The 16,331-nt window shown below is 25.7% G+C and carries 16 protein-coding genes and 1 riboswitch; of the genes, 11 read left to right on the top strand and 5 right to left on the bottom strand.

All coding sequences use genetic code 11. The features are described 5' to 3' along the window. The first annotated feature begins 102 nt into the window (after nucleotides 1–102). The 4 genes from Q1J78_RS07450 to Q1J78_RS07435 are packed head-to-tail and all read left to right on the top strand — an operon-like array spanning nucleotide 103 to nucleotide 4,379. Nucleotides 103–495 (top strand): hypothetical protein, encoded by a 393-nt coding sequence (locus Q1J78_RS07450; RefSeq protein WP_301118254.1) that lies wholly within the window; start codon nucleotides 103–105, stop codon nucleotides 493–495. Further along, the gene (locus Q1J78_RS07445; protein ID WP_300276597.1) at nucleotides 492–854 is read left to right on the top strand and encodes a YbaN family protein; all 363 of its coding nucleotides are present in this window, start codon (nucleotides 492–494) and stop codon (nucleotides 852–854) included. The genes Q1J78_RS07450 and Q1J78_RS07445 overlap by 4 nt, the downstream gene beginning before the upstream one ends. 37 nt (nucleotides 855–891) lie before the next feature. Continuing rightward, nucleotides 892–2,649 carry an ABC transporter ATP-binding protein/permease gene (locus tag Q1J78_RS07440; protein WP_300276595.1) on the top strand — a complete coding sequence of 586 codons (1,758 nt, stop codon included), beginning with the start codon at nucleotides 892–894 and terminating at the stop codon, nucleotides 2,647–2,649. Next, nucleotides 2,649–4,379 (top strand): amino acid ABC transporter ATP-binding/permease protein, encoded by a 1,731-nt coding sequence (locus Q1J78_RS07435; protein WP_330683285.1) that lies wholly within the window; start codon nucleotides 2,649–2,651, stop codon nucleotides 4,377–4,379. The genes Q1J78_RS07440 and Q1J78_RS07435 overlap by 1 nt, the downstream gene beginning before the upstream one ends. A 95-nt stretch (nucleotides 4,380–4,474) precedes the next feature. Here the strand turns inward: Q1J78_RS07435 and Q1J78_RS07430 are convergent, their stop codons facing one another. The 3 genes from Q1J78_RS07430 to Q1J78_RS07420 form a co-directional block, all read right to left on the bottom strand. Next, the gene (locus Q1J78_RS07430; protein WP_300276593.1) at nucleotides 4,475–5,206 is read right to left on the bottom strand and encodes a DUF4300 family protein; all 732 of its coding nucleotides are present in this window, start codon (nucleotides 5,204–5,206) and stop codon (nucleotides 4,475–4,477) included. 132 nt (nucleotides 5,207–5,338) lie between these two features. Next, nucleotides 5,339–6,085 carry a DUF1002 domain-containing protein gene (locus Q1J78_RS07425; protein ID WP_300276591.1) on the bottom strand — a complete coding sequence of 249 codons (747 nt, stop codon included), beginning with the start codon at nucleotides 6,083–6,085 and terminating at the stop codon, nucleotides 5,339–5,341. 409 nt (nucleotides 6,086–6,494) lie between these two features. Next, a complete protein-coding gene (locus Q1J78_RS07420) occupies nucleotides 6,495–6,926 on the bottom strand; it encodes a DUF1002 domain-containing protein (protein ID WP_300276589.1) in 432 nt (143 codons plus the stop codon). A gap of 279 nt (nucleotides 6,927–7,205) precedes the next feature. Here Q1J78_RS07420 and Q1J78_RS07415 point away from each other — a divergent pair, with 279 nt between their 5' ends. Together Q1J78_RS07415 and Q1J78_RS07410 are read left to right on the top strand one after the other, a co-directional pair. Continuing rightward, nucleotides 7,206–7,700, top strand: a complete 495-nt coding sequence (locus Q1J78_RS07415) for a hypothetical protein (protein WP_300276587.1) — start codon at nucleotides 7,206–7,208, stop codon at nucleotides 7,698–7,700. A 21-nt stretch (nucleotides 7,701–7,721) separates the two neighbouring features. Then, nucleotides 7,722–8,288 (top strand): uracil-DNA glycosylase, encoded by a 567-nt coding sequence (locus Q1J78_RS07410; protein ID WP_300276585.1) that lies wholly within the window; start codon nucleotides 7,722–7,724, stop codon nucleotides 8,286–8,288. An 83-nt stretch (nucleotides 8,289–8,371) separates the two neighbouring features. Here the strand turns inward: Q1J78_RS07410 and Q1J78_RS07405 are convergent, their stop codons facing one another. Next, the gene (locus Q1J78_RS07405; protein ID WP_300276583.1) at nucleotides 8,372–8,893 is read right to left on the bottom strand and encodes a YfbM family protein; all 522 of its coding nucleotides are present in this window, start codon (nucleotides 8,891–8,893) and stop codon (nucleotides 8,372–8,374) included. Nucleotides 8,894–9,298: 405 nt separating this feature from the next. On the opposite strand from Q1J78_RS07405, the gene Q1J78_RS07400 reads away from it, so the two are divergent. The 5 genes from Q1J78_RS07400 to Q1J78_RS07380 all read left to right on the top strand — a co-directional run bounded on the left by Q1J78_RS07400 (nucleotide 9,299) and on the right by Q1J78_RS07380 (nucleotide 15,446). Continuing rightward, nucleotides 9,299–10,036, top strand: coding sequence for a hypothetical protein (locus tag Q1J78_RS07400; protein WP_300276581.1), 738 nt, complete (start codon nucleotides 9,299–9,301; stop codon nucleotides 10,034–10,036). Between the two features lie 81 nt (nucleotides 10,037–10,117). After that, a complete protein-coding gene (locus tag Q1J78_RS07395; protein WP_300276579.1) occupies nucleotides 10,118–11,494 on the top strand; it encodes an MATE family efflux transporter in 1,377 nt (458 codons plus the stop codon). A 157-nt stretch (nucleotides 11,495–11,651) separates the two neighbouring features. Continuing rightward, nucleotides 11,652–12,581, top strand: coding sequence for a 1-phosphofructokinase family hexose kinase (locus Q1J78_RS07390; protein ID WP_300276577.1), 930 nt, complete (start codon nucleotides 11,652–11,654; stop codon nucleotides 12,579–12,581). Between the two features lie 30 nt (nucleotides 12,582–12,611). Continuing rightward, nucleotides 12,612–12,778: riboswitch (Lysine riboswitch) on the top strand. 110 nt (nucleotides 12,779–12,888) lie between these two features. Then, a complete protein-coding gene (locus tag Q1J78_RS07385; RefSeq protein ID WP_300276575.1) occupies nucleotides 12,889–14,514 on the top strand; it encodes a Na+/H+ antiporter NhaC family protein in 1,626 nt (541 codons plus the stop codon). Nucleotides 14,515–14,738: 224 nt separating this feature from the next. Then, the gene (locus tag Q1J78_RS07380) at nucleotides 14,739–15,446 is read left to right on the top strand and encodes an HAD family hydrolase (protein ID WP_300276573.1); all 708 of its coding nucleotides are present in this window, start codon (nucleotides 14,739–14,741) and stop codon (nucleotides 15,444–15,446) included. Between the two features lie 77 nt (nucleotides 15,447–15,523). Here Q1J78_RS07380 and Q1J78_RS07375 read toward each other — a convergent pair whose 3' ends face one another. Beyond that, complete coding sequence (locus Q1J78_RS07375) at nucleotides 15,524–16,159, bottom strand: GntR family transcriptional regulator (protein WP_300276571.1); 636 nt, start codon at nucleotides 16,157–16,159, stop codon at nucleotides 15,524–15,526. Nucleotides 16,160–16,331: the final 172 nt, after the last annotated feature.

Here is a 16,331-nt window from a genome sequence, read left to right as displayed (position 1 = left end):
AAAAATATATTGCAAAATAAATTAATTATATGGTAAAATAATAACGCTTATAAAATGATATTTATTTTCATTAAATAAACTATCGCAATAACGAAAAATGATATGAAAGGAAAATTTATGTTGAGTAAAATATTATCAATTGTATCATTAATATTATTTTTTTTATTAATGATTATATACCCACTTAAAAATTTAAAAATAAATAATTTAAGTGGAGAATTTAAAAATAAAGTTTACTATAAACTCAAGAAAAACCACATACTTATAGGAGGATTATTTTTAATATTCTCACTAATTCATGGTATTTTAGCTATAAAAAGTGGTTCTGTAGATGGTGTAAAATCTGGTAAAATATCTTGGATATTTATACTATTAATGTCTTTATTGATTATATTTAAAAATATTAATAAAGAAAAATGGATGAAAATACATAGATTAATGGCTATAATAGCTATGATTTTAATAATAATTCATATAGGAGGAGTAATAATATGAAAATAATATATATAATTTTAGGTTTTATATCATTAGCTTTAGGAACTGTAGGGATAGCACTTCCTATTTTGCCAACTACACCATTTTTATTGTTGTCAGCAATATGTTTTGCAAAAGGAAGCAAGAGGTTAGATAGATGGTTTAAAGGAACAAAGATATATAAAAATCATTTAGAAGATTTTGTTAATAATAGAGAAATGAAAATGAATACAAAGATTTCTATATTAGCATTTGCAACGATTTTACTTCTTATAGCATTTTTTGCAATGGAAAATATATATGGAAGGACTTTTATAGCTTTTTTAATAGCATTTAAATATTATTACTTTATATTTAAAGTGAAAACATTAAAAGTATAAAGTATATAAATATTTTTAAGAAAGGAAATTTAGTATTATGATGATAAATAAAAGATTAATAAATGAAATGGGTGATACGAAAAAATATATAGGTTTGCAAATACTTTTGCAATGGATAGCCCTTATTTGCAATATTGTTATGGTATTTATATTATCTAACTTTTTACAAAATGTAATTGTTCAAAAAGAAATAAATAGTACAGAAATAATAAAAATTGTAGCAGTATTTTTAATAGTTATTTGTGTAAGACATTTTGTACTTTGTAAAGAAGCGATGTATTCAGGAGAATCAAGTAAGGTTGTAAAAACAAAATTACGTCATATGATTTATGATAAATTATTAAAAATAGGAAGTAAATATCAAAATAAATTTTCTTCTGCTGAGATATTGCAAGTAACAGCTGAAGGTGTTGAGCAACTTGAAATATATTTTAGTAAATATTTACCACAATTATTTTATAGTTTATTAGCACCATTGACACTTTTTGTAATAGTATCATTTATAAGTATAAAAACAGCAATAGTATTATTTGTATGTGTGCCACTTATACCGATTTCTATAATACGGATACAAAAATTTGCAAAAAAATTATTATCTAAATATTGGGGAAGTTATGTTCAATTAGGGGATCATTTTTTAGATAATTTACAAGGATTAACAACTTTAAAAGTATATCAAAGTGATGAATTTAAAAATAATGAAATGAATATAGATGCTGAGAATTTTAGAAAAATAACTATGAAAGTGCTTACAATGCAATTAAACTCTGTTACACTTATGGATTTAATTGCATATGGAGGAAGTGCTTTAGGGGTTATTTTTGTAAGTATGGAATATATGGCGGGGAAAACTACATTTGCACAATCAATAGCTATAATTCTATTAGCAGCAGAATTTTTTATACCACTTAGATTACTAGGTTCTTTTTTCCATATAGCAATGAATGGTATGGCTGCTAGTGAAAAGATATTTAAATTATTAGATATAGAAGAAGATATAAATATAAAAAGAAATAATGAAGAAAGTACAATTTTAAATGAAGAGAATACTATAATAGGAAAAGATATAGTATTTGGATATGAAAAAGATAAAAATATAATAAAAAATATATCATTTGAAATACCTAAAAATGCGTTTGTTTCTATAGTAGGAGAATCAGGTTGTGGAAAAAGTACATTAGCGTCATTAATTATGGGATACAATGATATTAATTCTGGAGAATTAAAAATAGGTAATAGTAAAATAGAGAATATAACTTCTGAAGAAAGAATGAAGCTAATGACTATGGTGTCATTCCAAAATTATTTATTTAAAGGAACAGTAAGAGAAAACTTATTAATGGGGAAAGATAATTTAGAAGACGATAAACTTTTAAAAGCATTAAAGTCAGTCAATTTATATGATTTCTTTATGAACCAAAATGGATTAGATACAAAATTAGCAGAACAAGCAAGTAATTTATCAGGAGGTCAAAGACAAAGACTTTGTATAGCGAGGGCATTTCTTCATAATAGTGATATTTATATATTTGATGAAGCTACAAGCAATATAGATGCAGAAAGTGAAGAAATAATAATCTCTTTAATAAAAAGATTAAAAAGTGAAAAAACTATAATACAAATAACTCATCGTCTAGCTAATGTTTTAGAGAGTGATTTAATATATATGATGGATGATGGTAAAATTATAGAAAAAGGAACACATGAAAGTTTAATGGAGAAAAAAGGGAGATATGAAAAAATGTATAATGCTCAAAGAGAGTTAGAGCTTTATGCAAGAGGGGGTGAATTTTAGTGGAAAAAATAATTGATTCCCAAAATAATACAAAAAAAACAGCAAAAAGAAGAAGTGGATTAAAAATAGTTATGCAACTAATAGGATTAGTAAAGCCTATGATTCCAATAATGATAACGGCTATAATATTAGGAGTATTAGGATTTTTATGTGCCATATTTATATCGATAATGGGTGGATATGCTATTTTATCTATTTCAGGTGTTAGCCAAAATAGTATAGATTTAAGTAAAATATTCGTAGTGGTAATTATAATGGCTATTTTAAGAGGTGTTTTGAGATATGGAGAACAAGCTTCAAATCATTATATTGCATTTAAACTACTTGCAATTATAAGAGATAAAGTATTTAAAGCACTTAGAAAATTAGCACCAGCGAAATTAGAAGGTAGAGATAAAGGTAATTTAATTTCTATAATAACTAGTGATATAGAACTTTTAGAAGTATTTTATGCACATACAATATCTCCTGTTTGTATAGCATTTTTAACTTGCTTGATAATGGTAATATTTTTTGCACAGTATAGTTTTGTAGCAGCTATAATAGCTACTATTGCATATATATCAGTAGGTATTATTTTACCAATGATTACTAGTAACTATGGAAAAGATGATGGAAATAAATATAGACAACGGTTTGGAGAAATAAATACGTATCTTTTAGATAGTATAAGAGGTTTAAAAGAAGTAATTCAGTATGGATATGGAAATATAAGAATAAAAGAAATAGATAGACAAAGTGATTATTTAGCAGATTTAAATGACAATTTAAAAAAATGTGAAGGAAAGTCTAGAGCAAACTGTGATAGTCTTATACTTATATTTTCTTTTATAATGCTTATAACTTGTGCAATATTAAATTCTAAAGGTAAAATGACTATAGAAGGAACTGTAATTTGTTCTATGGGAATGCTTGGATCATTTGGACCTGTTACAGCATTAAGTAATTTGGCAAATAATCTATTGCATACTTTTGCAAGTGGGAATAGGATATTAGATATATTAGAGGAAAAACCTCTTATAGAAGAAGTATCTAATAAAGAAAAAATGTCTATATCAGATGAATTAAAAGAAAATATAATAGATTGTAAAAATATAGACTTCGCTTATTTAGGAAATGAAGACGAAATAATATTAAAAGATGTTAGCTTAGAAATTTCAAGAGGTGAAATATTAGGGATATCTGGAAAAAGTGGTTCAGGGAAATCTACCTTAATAAAACTTATGATGAGATTTTTTGATGCTTCATCAGGTGAGATAAAAATTTCTGGCAAAAATATAAAAGATTGGAATACAGAAGATATTAGAAATTCAGAAAGTTATGTAATACAAGATACATATTTATTTGTAGATAGTATAGAAAATAATGTAAAACTTGCAAATTTAAATGCAACACATGAAGAAATAGTGCAAGCTTGTAAAAAAGCAAATATACATGAATTTATAGAAACTCTTCCAAATGGATATGATACTATTATAGGAGAAGGACACCATCAATTATCAGGTGGAGAAAGACAAAGAATAGGAATAGCAAGAGCATTTTTACATGATAGTGATGTAATATTGTTGGATGAACCTACTAGTAATTTAGATAGTTTAAATGAAGGAGCAATATTAAAAGTATTAAATGAAGAGAGAAGTAAAAAAACAATAATAATAGTATCTCATAGACAATCTACTATGAAAATAGCTGATAGAGTTATTAAAATGAAAGATGGAAGAGCATCTTAATAGTATATAAATAATAATTGTTAAATGAAAATAACCCTTAAATAGATTAAGGGTTATTTTTTCTTTATTTTTGATAAATAATATAATATTTAGTATTATTTAGTTTTAATTACTTTATAATTTTCAAATATAATAGGTTCTAATTCATCATCTCCACCATATAAATCTGATCTAGATAAGAGATATTTTTTCAGTTCATCTCTACTATTAAATTTAGTTGCTTGGAATGGAGCATAAGGACCATATTTTTCAATAAATAGTAATTCTTTACCATTATCAATCAATACTCCAGTATGACCTACAAAACGAGCATTATCAAAAGGAGAATGTAAATATACATTTATAAGTGAAATTCCTTTAGAATCATCAATATATATATTTCTTTCTTTTAATTTAGACTCTATTTTATTTATATGTTGCTTTAAAGTTTTTGCATTATCTAAAGGTATCCAATTAAATAATGTAGCATAGTTTAACTTATCTTGTTTAGTCATGGAAAGCTCAGAATTATTATTTATTTCTTCCAAATCAAATGCTAGATAAGTATCTGTATTATCAGGTTTACAATTTGTATTTATAATATTCCTTACAAGTAAAAAAGATGTTAGTCTACAATTTACAAGATAAGAAGGAGTATTTTTAAATTGTAATTTTGAATAATCAACTACATTATTATCCATTATCTTAAATCCAGTTGTAAGTGAATTCCCTTTTACTTGAGAATTAAAATCTTTTAACCATTGTTCTAATTTATAAATTTGGTAATTAGAAATTTTATGTTTTTTTAAAATTTCAATAACTTCTTCCTTTGATTTTGAATCGTTCATATTAGTAAAAACAATCTCATTTGAATTTGCATTTAAATGAAAATTAGTAAAAGTAATTATACAAATTATAAAAATAGACAATAAAGCAATTATTTTTTTTGTTTTATTTTTCATATACTTATTTCCTTACTATTAATTTTGTGAAGAATCAGGCTGAACATTTGTATCTGTAGTGGAATTTTCTTCTAATGACTCTACTGATTGATCAATATTATTTTCATCAGAATTATTATTAGAATTTGATGAATTATCATTATTCATATCAGAATTATTGCCAAATAAATTTGTAAACCAATGTTTTATTTTGGCAAAAATACCTTCAACTTCATCACTAGAAGGTAAATTTATAGCTTTTTCATCAGTAGCATCAATGATAGCATTATTGCCTAAAATACTATCATCTGTATGTTCTAATATACCTAAATCCTTATTTTTATCTCCACCGAATAAATTAGAGAACCAATTTTTTATAGAAGCGAAAAATCCTTCCTTAGGAGCTTCTCCAAGTTCATTTAATTTGTCATTAACTGTATCTTTTATGCCATCTAAAGTATTTTTCATTTTATCATAATCATAGTTTTGCTTTGCAATTTTTGACATAAAATCTTCTAATTGCTGTTTTTGTTCAGGTGTTAAAGAAATATTATAATTATTAGTTATATTGTTTATTGTATCAGCTATTTGAGTAGTGTCACTAGTATTGTTTTTAATGATTTCTGTTTTTATATCATTTACAACACCAGTGGCTTTATCAGCACCAATATCTTCTCCTAAATCACCTGTTATTATTAATTCTTCAGTTGCTAATTCTTTTTTCTTTTCATCAAGAGGTTTTCCTGTTGAATCTTCAAATGCTTTCATTATACCAGTTAAAGCCATATGTTAACCATTTAGGATAACAAATTTTACTATAAGTCGCTACACTTATAATGTTATTTCGATTTCTCTAATAACCACTTCTTTTCAGAACGTGAGAAGACTATTTCTTCACCCTCGCCATATACGTTAGGGGCAACTTGTTTCCATCACCAATAGCTTGTGATGTACTCCCATTTCAGGGATAGTCGTTGAAGGATATCCATATCAAAAGACTTAGGATATTCCCTGCATGAACACCCATTTAAAAAATACTTAGGATTTAACCATATATTTATCTCTACGTTTTTTCTACTTTCGTACCATCATATATTCTTTTCAGATATACTGTGGTGTAGAGCTTTAGGGATTACCTGCAATTAAAGTTGTGTCCTATGCAAATTTCTTTACATACGGAGCTATATAATATGTATTATAGTGTTACTCCTGTACCACTAACTGGAAATGTAGATGCAACTACAACATCAGCATCAGTAAGACCTGCTGTTGATAAAGTAGATGCTACCATTGAAGATGTTAACCATGTAAGGTTGGCTGTTTTAACATTTATACCACTACCAGCTTTTGTTGGCTCAACATATGCACAAGAATATGTTTTTTTACCGATTTGTGCTTCTGTAGCAAAACCTTCTAAATATTTTCTTTCTTCTTGATTATTTACTTCTAGTATTACAGCTTCATTTTCATTTACTCCAAAGTATTTTAAAATAGTAGCTCTTTGTTGAGGACTATTATTAACACCTATTGTTACAACTCTAGAGCCATCAGCAAATGTAATATTTGAACTTCCTAGAATTAAAACAGAGCATATAGCCAATGAAGCTATCTTTTTTCTTAAACTCATACTAAATCTCCTTTTATAAAAAATTAAATTTACAATAAATATTATTGCAAATTTGATATATTTAATATTACACTATTTTTAAAAATAAATCGATTACAATAATGTTATCTATGTAAAATAAAAAATTAAATATTTGTAATATATTTTAAAAATGAGAATTATTATAAAAAAGTATTTAACTTATTATAGATAGATTGTTAATAAAGAAAAAAAATATTATAATATAAGAAAACATAAAAATAAATGATTACTAGAAGTAATAATATTAGGAGGATTAAAATGTCAAAAGAATTAGTTCAGGATAGAGTAATAAAATACTTAACAGAAAATTTATATGTACCACTAGATATGATAGATACAAACGTATCATTATCTGAATTTGCAGAAGGTATGGAAGGTGAAATAGACGTATTAGTTAATGTAATGGATGATGAAGGGTATTATGCACCAGTAATGGTTATACAATGTTTAGATGAAGATACTCCAATGGAAGGCGAAGCATTAGAAAAACACATAGAAAGATTAGAAGAAATAGATGATGTTACTTTATCAGGAAGAGTTGTTTTAACTAATGGAGATCAGATGATGTACGCTGATTGGAGAGGTGAAGAAAACGAAGAAAAAGATTTACCTGAATACGATACAATGGTAAAAGAATTTAAAGAAATGGAAGAAGAAGCAAAATTACATGAAGCAGAACATGGAGAAGATTGTGATTGTGGATGCCATGATCACGAAGAAAATTGTAAATGTGGATGCCATGACCATAAATAAAAATTAAGTTAGGTGATAAATATGTTTTCATGGGAAGTACTTGAGTGTGCTTGCCAAACATGTAATAGGTGTAGACTTGCTGAAACAAGGACAAATGTTGTTGTAGGAGATGGAAATAAAAAAGCAAAAATTCTATTAATAGGAGAAGGTCCTGGAGAGAAAGAGGATTTATCTGGTATACCTTTTGTTGGGCCAGCAGGACAACTTTTAGACAAAATGTTAGACTGTATTGGTTTATCAAGAGAGGATGTATATATAGCTAATGTTGTAAAATGCAGACCTCCAGGGAATAGAGATCCAGAGACTGATGAGAAAAATTGCTGTATAGAATATCTTAGATATCAATTTGCACTTATAAAACCACAAATTATATTATGTTTGGGAAGGATAGCAGCTCAATCAATTATAGATTCTAGGTTCAGGATAACCAAAGAACATGGTACTTGGTATAAGAAAAAAAATTGTTGGATGATGGCAACATATCACCCATCAGCATTATTAAGAGATGAATCAAAGAAAAAAATAGCCTTTGAAGATTTAAAAGAATTAAAGAAAAAAATAGACGAACTAGATATAATTAAAAAATAAAAAATATAAGAAAAAAGGAGATTGTAATCATTCAATCTCCTTTTTTCTATAATCTATAACAATTTAAAATAATTACATAAAATTTAACCAATAGAAACTAGAACACTATTTCCATTTTTAGCAATTTCAGTATAAAAATCTTTTAATCCTTCAAAGCATTTTTTTAAATCACATTTTATAAAATCTTTTTCATCAGTATATTCCCAAATTTCAGGATAAATATTATTCTTAGCAAATTCATTCATATTAAACTTTTCTAAATATGAGTCTATATCTATTTCATTTAATTCATCTGCTATATCACAAACAGTATCTGGTGCTACAAATGAAAGATACTGATCAGATATATTTTCAGGAAATTGACAACTTCCAAATACAGCATCAGATATTAAATTTTTAAAAGTTAAATCTTCGAAACGTTCTCCTGAAATGAGAAAATTTAGAGAGTCCCACATTTTATCCATATTATATTGATTTAGAGTGCTACTTTCAGATAAAAAGTCTATTTTAGTAGATAAATCAATATTTTCTTCAGATTCAATACTTTCAATAATTTCATCAAGTTCGTTTGTCTCAATTTCTTGATAATTTGCAATTAGTCCCATTTTACAATCCTCCAGAATAAAATTCAAAACAAATACAATTTTACATAAATAAATTATATGGATTTTTTATTTTATAGAAATAATACTTATAATTTATTTATAAGTCTATTATATATTGTTTTAAGGATATCGTCATTATTTTATTTATAAATTTAACAAAATATACATAAATATATTTAAAATTTAAATTTTATGTACTTATCTTCTTTTGATATATGAAGTAATTTATTGAAAAAAATGAATTTATATATTTTAAAAATAGATATTTATAAAATTTTTTCTACAACAGCATAAAAAATTTTAAATATAATGAAGCTGTATTTTAAAAATATTAATAATATGATATATTAAAAAATGGTAATTTTTTATGTTTTAAAATCTGACAAAAAGAAGGTCGAAATATATATGAAAAATAATAATTTTTTAAATACATATAAAGAATCCGATATTGAAATAAAAAAAGGAGTAAAAATCTTGTTTATAGGATTATTCCTAGAAATACTATCATTTATTTTTATATTATCAGTTGCAATTTTACAAAATAAATTAACAAAAAATTTGTTATTTTTATTAGTAATAATGGCATTGCTCTGTTTAATCGTTGGGTTAATTTTTTGTATTAAATCATATAAAAGAGTATTAGAATTTGAAGTTTTGAGATTGGAAAATGAGTATAAAGGAAAAGAATTATACAAATTAAACAATGTAAATAAATCAGATGTTGAAAAAGTGCTATATAGCAACAAATTTAAAAAAGATGGTATGTATTATAAAAAGAAAAAATTCAATCTTATGAGAGATTCTATAACATATTATTTTAGATTAGTAGATAGTAAAAGAATAAATAGTTGTGTAAATAGAGAAAGTGAATTATTTAATGAAATAGAAAAGAATAAGACATTTTGTTTATGTTTATTTATATATTTAGATAATATAGATGTCGACTCTATAAATGAAACAAAAAATTTAGCTAAAAAATTCATTGTTTATGAGAATGTATTAAATCCTTATATTAAAGAAAATACAGTTTTTGTTATTGTAAATAAAAATAATGGAGAAGGATATTTTTTAGATATAGGGAAAAAACATAGACTCTCAATTTATAATAAAGGGTGTAAAATTATAAAAAAATACTTTAAGTAAATATGTTTTGGTTAAATATATTGAAAAATTTATATTTCAATAACAAATAAAGATTAGTAAAAATATATTAAGGAGGTTAAAATGGAGTTAAACAAAAAAGAAAATTTATGCGATGAAGAGACCTGTAAATTATCTAAAAATACAATGACAGAAGGTAGTATTTTTAAGACAATTTTAATATTTTCTATACCGCTTATATTGGGTAATTTATTACAGCAGATGTACAATACAGTAGATTCTATAATAGTTGGGAATTATGTAGGAAGTAATGCTTTGGCAGCAGTCGGATCAAGTTCATCAATAATATATTTATTAATTGCATTTAGTCAAGGTATATCTGTTGGATCAGGAGTAATAGTTTCACAAGCAATAGGATCAAAAAATAAGAGAGATATTCAATTATCAGTTCATACATCGATATCAATTTCTATTGTACTAGGTGCAATATTATCTATATTAGGATTTATTTTCACACCACAATTATTAAAATTAATGCATACTCCTAATGAAGTTATGGTTGAATCAGTAAAATATCTAAGACTATACTCAATAGGATTAATTTTTAATGTTATTTATAATATGGAGGCAGGTATTTTAAATTCGGTAGGAAACTCAAAGAGATCATTATTATATTTAGGAATAGCTTCTGGAATAAATATTTTATTTGATTTATTATTTATAAAAACATTAAAACTTGGAGTTTCAGGAGCAGCAATTGCAACAAATATAAGTCAAGCAATAGCATGTCTAATAACACTATTATATTTGATAAGAGTTTCAGAGGATTACAAAGTAATTATTTCTAAAATTAAAATTCATAAAGATATGGCAATAAAATTAATTAAAATAGGGTTACCACGGGGAATACAAAATATGGTGGTATCACTTTCTAATGTATTAATACAATCTAGTGTAAATATATTTGGACCAGTAGCAATGGCAGGATTTGGAGCATATTTAAAGGTAGATGGATTTAATATTTTACCTGTATTAAGTTTTAGTATGGCAAGTACTACATTTACAGGGCAAAACTATGGAGCAGGCAAGATGGATAGAGTAAAAAAAGGTATGTGGATAACTTTAATTATGAGTATAGTATATACAGTAGTAATAGGAGCTGTTTTACTAAAAAATCCAAGTGATGTTATACACATGTTTAGTCAAGACACAGAAGTTATAAAAGCAGGTGTTGTAGCTATGAAATATTTCTGCCCATTCTATGTACTGTTAGCTATACTACATTCTCTTGCAGGAACAGTAAGAGGTGTAGGAAAGTCAATTCCACCAATGATAGTTCTTTTAGTATCATTATGTTTATTTAGAGTAATTTGTATTTTATATGTTATACCTATGACAAGAATAGACAACGTTTATATACTTTATCCAATATCATGGTTAATTGGAGCAATATTAATGATAGGATATATTATAAAGGCTAAACCGTTATCTATAAAATAAATTTAAAATAATAGAGGAAAATTATTTTCTCTATTATTTTTTTAAAAGAATTTATACTACAAAGAATTTATGCTATTATAATTATTTTAAAATTTTTTATTTTGTAAAAATATGTTATACTTATACTTAATAGAAATAAGTTATGAAGGAGAAAAATATGATTATAACAATATCTTTTAATCCTGCAATTGACCAAACTATAGATATAAATAATTATAAATATACTGGAATTAATAGAGTGGAACATATGGAAATAGATGCAGGTGGAAAAGGAATAAATGTAGCTAAAAATTTAAAAGTATTATCAGAAAATCCTGTAATTCTTGGATTTATAGGTGGAAGAATAGGAAATATTTTTAAAGATATGATAAATAATTTACAAATTAAAAATGATTTTACCTATATATATGGAGAAACAAGAATAAATACAAAAATAATTGAAAAAAATGGAAATATTACAGAATTAAATGGTATAGGTCCTGAAATATCATTAGATCGGATAAATGAAATGATGATAAAAATAGATAGTTATGCAACAGAAGATACATTATTTGTGTTATCTGGTAAAATATCTCAAGGAATAGAATCTGATTTATTCAAAAAAATAATAAATCTAGCTCATGAAAGAGGGGCTAAGGTTGCGATAGATTCTTCAGGAGAAATTTTAGATGATGTATTAATGGAAAAACCAGAAATATTAAAAATAAAATTAAAAGAATTAAAAAAAGTATATAAAAAAGACGATATTTCAGAAAAAGAAATTTTAGAAATTTCGAATGAATTTATAAAAAAGGGAATTAAATATGTTGTAGTTTCTATGGCAGAAAAAGGAGCGATGTTCACTACAAAAGAAGATACATATTTATGTATATCTCCAAAAGTTAAGACACATTCTACTGTTGGTGCAGGAGATGCACTTATGGCAGGATTAATTTATGGTATAGGTAATAAATTAAATTTTGAAAAGACAGCTAAACTAGCAACTGCAATGTCTGTAGGTGCTGTAATGACAATAGGAACAAAACCATCGTCAAAAGAAATGATAGAAAATTTATATTTTTCTATTGACAGTATAAAATTAAAATGATAAAGTAATTGCATAAACTTAATATTATCGTAAAATGATAGAGGCGCGATATTTATTAGTATGTACTAACTATAGCAGGGCAGCTGTTAGTATTGAAAGGAAATGTCGCCGAAGTTCAGATTTTGCACCAAAGTCTGTTCTGGGGCATCGTAAAATATGCGATGCACTGTCACAATGAGTGGAGCGCTATCTTGGTTATAAAAATAGATTCTTTTTTTATTTAGTAAAATACAGCCATAAATGCTATATTCTTTGTGATATATCATTTATGGTTTTTTTATTATTTAAAAAGGGAGGAAAGTAGAAAATGAGGAATTTTAAAAGATTATTTAGCATTTTATCGATATGCATAATGATTATAATGACAATGACAGTGGTAGTATTTGCAGAAGGGAATACAACAAGTGAATATGTACCAAGTTTATATGCAACAGCATGGGCACTAGTTCCACCAGTAGTAGCTATATCATTAGCACTTATAACAAAAGAAGTATATAGTTCATTGTTTGTAGGTATTTTAGTAGGTGGTATATTCTATGGTGGAGGTAATGTAGAGAAAACATTAACTCATGTATTAAATGACGGAATAATAAAAGTTTTATCTAATCCTTATAATGTAGGGATATTAATATTCTTAGTCATATTAGGAGCTATGGTAAGTTTAATGAATAGAGCAGGTGGATCTGCTGCATTTGGAAGATGGGCAAGTAAACATATAAAAACAAGAGTAGGAGCTCAGATAACAACAATAATATTAGGATGTTTGATATTTATAGATGATTATTTCAACTGTCTAACAGTAGGAAGTGTTATGAGACCGATAACTGATAAACACAATGTATCTAGAGCGAAATTAGCATATTTAATAGATTCAACAGCTGCACCAATTTGTATAATAGCACCTATATCATCATGGGCTGCGGCAGTAACAGGATTTGTACCAGGAGAAGATGGTTTATCAATATTTGTTCAAGCTATACCATACAATTTCTATGCATTATTTACTATTATAATGATGTTAGGAATAGTTCTTTTAAAAGTAGATTTTGGACCTATGAAAGTTCATGAAGATAATGCAAAAAAAGGTGATTTATTTACTACAGGAGCTAGACCATACGCTTATAATGAAGAAATAAAAGAAAATAATAATGGACATGTTATAGATTTAATAGTTCCAATAGCATCTCTTATAGTATTTTGTGTCATAGGTATGGTATATACAGGTGGATATTTTAGTGGTGTTAACATAGTAACAGCATTTTCAAAAGCAGATGCCTCTGTTGGCTTAGCATTAGGAAGTTTCTTTGCATTAGTTGTTACAATAATACTTTATGTTTCTAGAAAAGTTTTAACATTTAAAGAATGTATGGATTGTATACCTGAAGGATTTAAATCTATGGTACCAGCAATAATGATATTAACATTTGCGTGGACTTTAAAAGCTATGACTGATAGCTTAGGGGCAGCACCATTTGTAGAAGCTATAATGAAAGGAAATGCAAAATCATTAATGAATTTCCTACCAGCAGTTATATTTATAGTAGGTTGTTTTTTAGCATTTGCAACTGGAACATCTTGGGGTACTTTCGGAATACTTATACCAATAGTTGTTGGAGTTTTTGCAAATAATCATGAAATGATGATAATATCTATATCAGCTTGTATGGCAGGTGCTGTATGTGGAGATCACTGTTCACCAATTTCTGATACAACAATAATGGCATCAGCAGGATCACAAAGCGACCATGTAAATCACGTTTCAACACAGATACCATATGCCTCAATAGTAGCTATTATATCTTTTATAACATATATAATAGCTGGATTTACAAAAAATGTATATATATCTTTAGGACTAGGTCTTCTATCAGTAATAGGAGTATTAGCATTTATAAAAAATAGAGAAAAAGCAAATGGAACATATATAGAATAAATTTGTAAAATAAGAATATAATAAATATATTTAAAACGTTTAAAAATTTATCAATTTAAAAGTTTGGTAAATTTAAAAATAAAAATGATTCACTAACCATAAAACCAGTAGAACTTGGGAACTCTACTGGTTTTTAATTTGTAAAAATTATATAAAATGATGTATTTTATGATGATTTAAATATATAATAAAATTGAGATAAGAAAAATAAAGGGGAGAATAAGATGGAAATAAATGAATTTAATGAAATAAAAGCAAAAACTTTAAGAAAAAATCTAGAAGCAGTAGTATTTGATATGGATGGATTGATATTTAATACAGAATGGATAATTAAATATTCTTGGGATATTGTTGGAAAAGAGATGGGATTTGAAAACTTTGGTGATAATATATTTAATACATTAGGAATGAACCATAATCAAAGAAAAGAATACTTTAGAGAAAAATATGGAGAAGAATTTGAATTTGATAAATTTACGGAAAGATATAGAGAAGTTTCTTCATTATATATGGAAAAAAATGGGATACCTATAAAAAAGGGATTAAAAAATATATTAGAATACCTAAAAAATAATAAAATAAAAATGGCTGTAGCTACATCATCAAGTAGAGCATTTGCAATGGATAAAATAAAAAAAGTTGGTATAGAAAAATATTTTGATATTATAATATGTGGAGATATGGTTACAAAATCTAAACCAGATCCACAAATATATATAAAAGCATGTGATGAGTTAAAGGTAAACTATAATAATTGTATAGCATTTGAAGATTCTCCAAAAGGAATAATTGCAGCTGATTTAGCTGGAATGAATCCTATAATGATTCCTGATTTAATAAAAAATGCACCTAGTGAAGTAGAAGAAATATTATTAGCTAAGTTTGAAAGTTCAGATGAGGCCATAGATTTTATAGAAAATAAAATAATATAAAAAATATAAAAAGGACTAAATTAGATTTTAATTTAAGTCCTTTTATTAATTTTAATCAAACGGATATTATTATAAAATTATTTTTTTTCGTCTTGTCCATATAAAAACATAGGTACAGAATTAAATATATGCTTATCACCAACGACAAGAAGAGTATCACCCTCCATAAATTCTATATAAGGTCCAGGTGATATTATAAGCTCATCATCTCTTTTTATAGCAACAATTGTACCTCCAGTATTTTGCCAAAATTTAGTTTTACCAGCATCTTGGCCAATATACTTACATTCTTTTGTAAGAACAAACTGTGCAGGTACAAGAGGATTTATAATTTCTAGTCTATTAGAATAATCCAAAATCTTATTTATAGTATCTAATATATTATCTTCAATTTTTGATTTTGCATCTAAAAGATCATATAAATCTGATTTATATGATGATATATTAGTAAGATCTTGATATTTTTTTATAAAAGAAGATGCTTTAGTAGATGAAAGTACTATAACACCTTTTCCTTTAATACTTTTAACAACTCCAATGTCTTCAAGTATTTTAACTGAACGTCTAACCGTTTCTGGAGAGACATTATATTTACCAGCTAAAACAGAACGTCCGTATAAAATCGAATTTTCTTCTATTTCACCAGTATATATCTTATTAGCTATATCAAGTGCTATTTTTTGATATATAGGCATTGTATAATTGGTATCCATTAAATCACCTACTTTAATTAATTATAATACTTCTATTTTATAATATTTTAACATACTTGTCGAGCTATGTAAAATTTTAAAAAAATAGAAATTTATTAAAATAAAATTTCCTTTAAATATAAAAAATAAAAAGCAATTTAAATGAACTTAAAATATTCAAATAAATCGCTTT

The sequence above is a fragment of the Peptacetobacter sp. genome (assembly GCF_029264495.1).
GTDB lineage: Bacteria > Bacillota > Clostridia > Peptostreptococcales > Peptostreptococcaceae > Peptacetobacter.
This window is presented reverse-complemented; position numbering and strand designations above follow the sequence as displayed.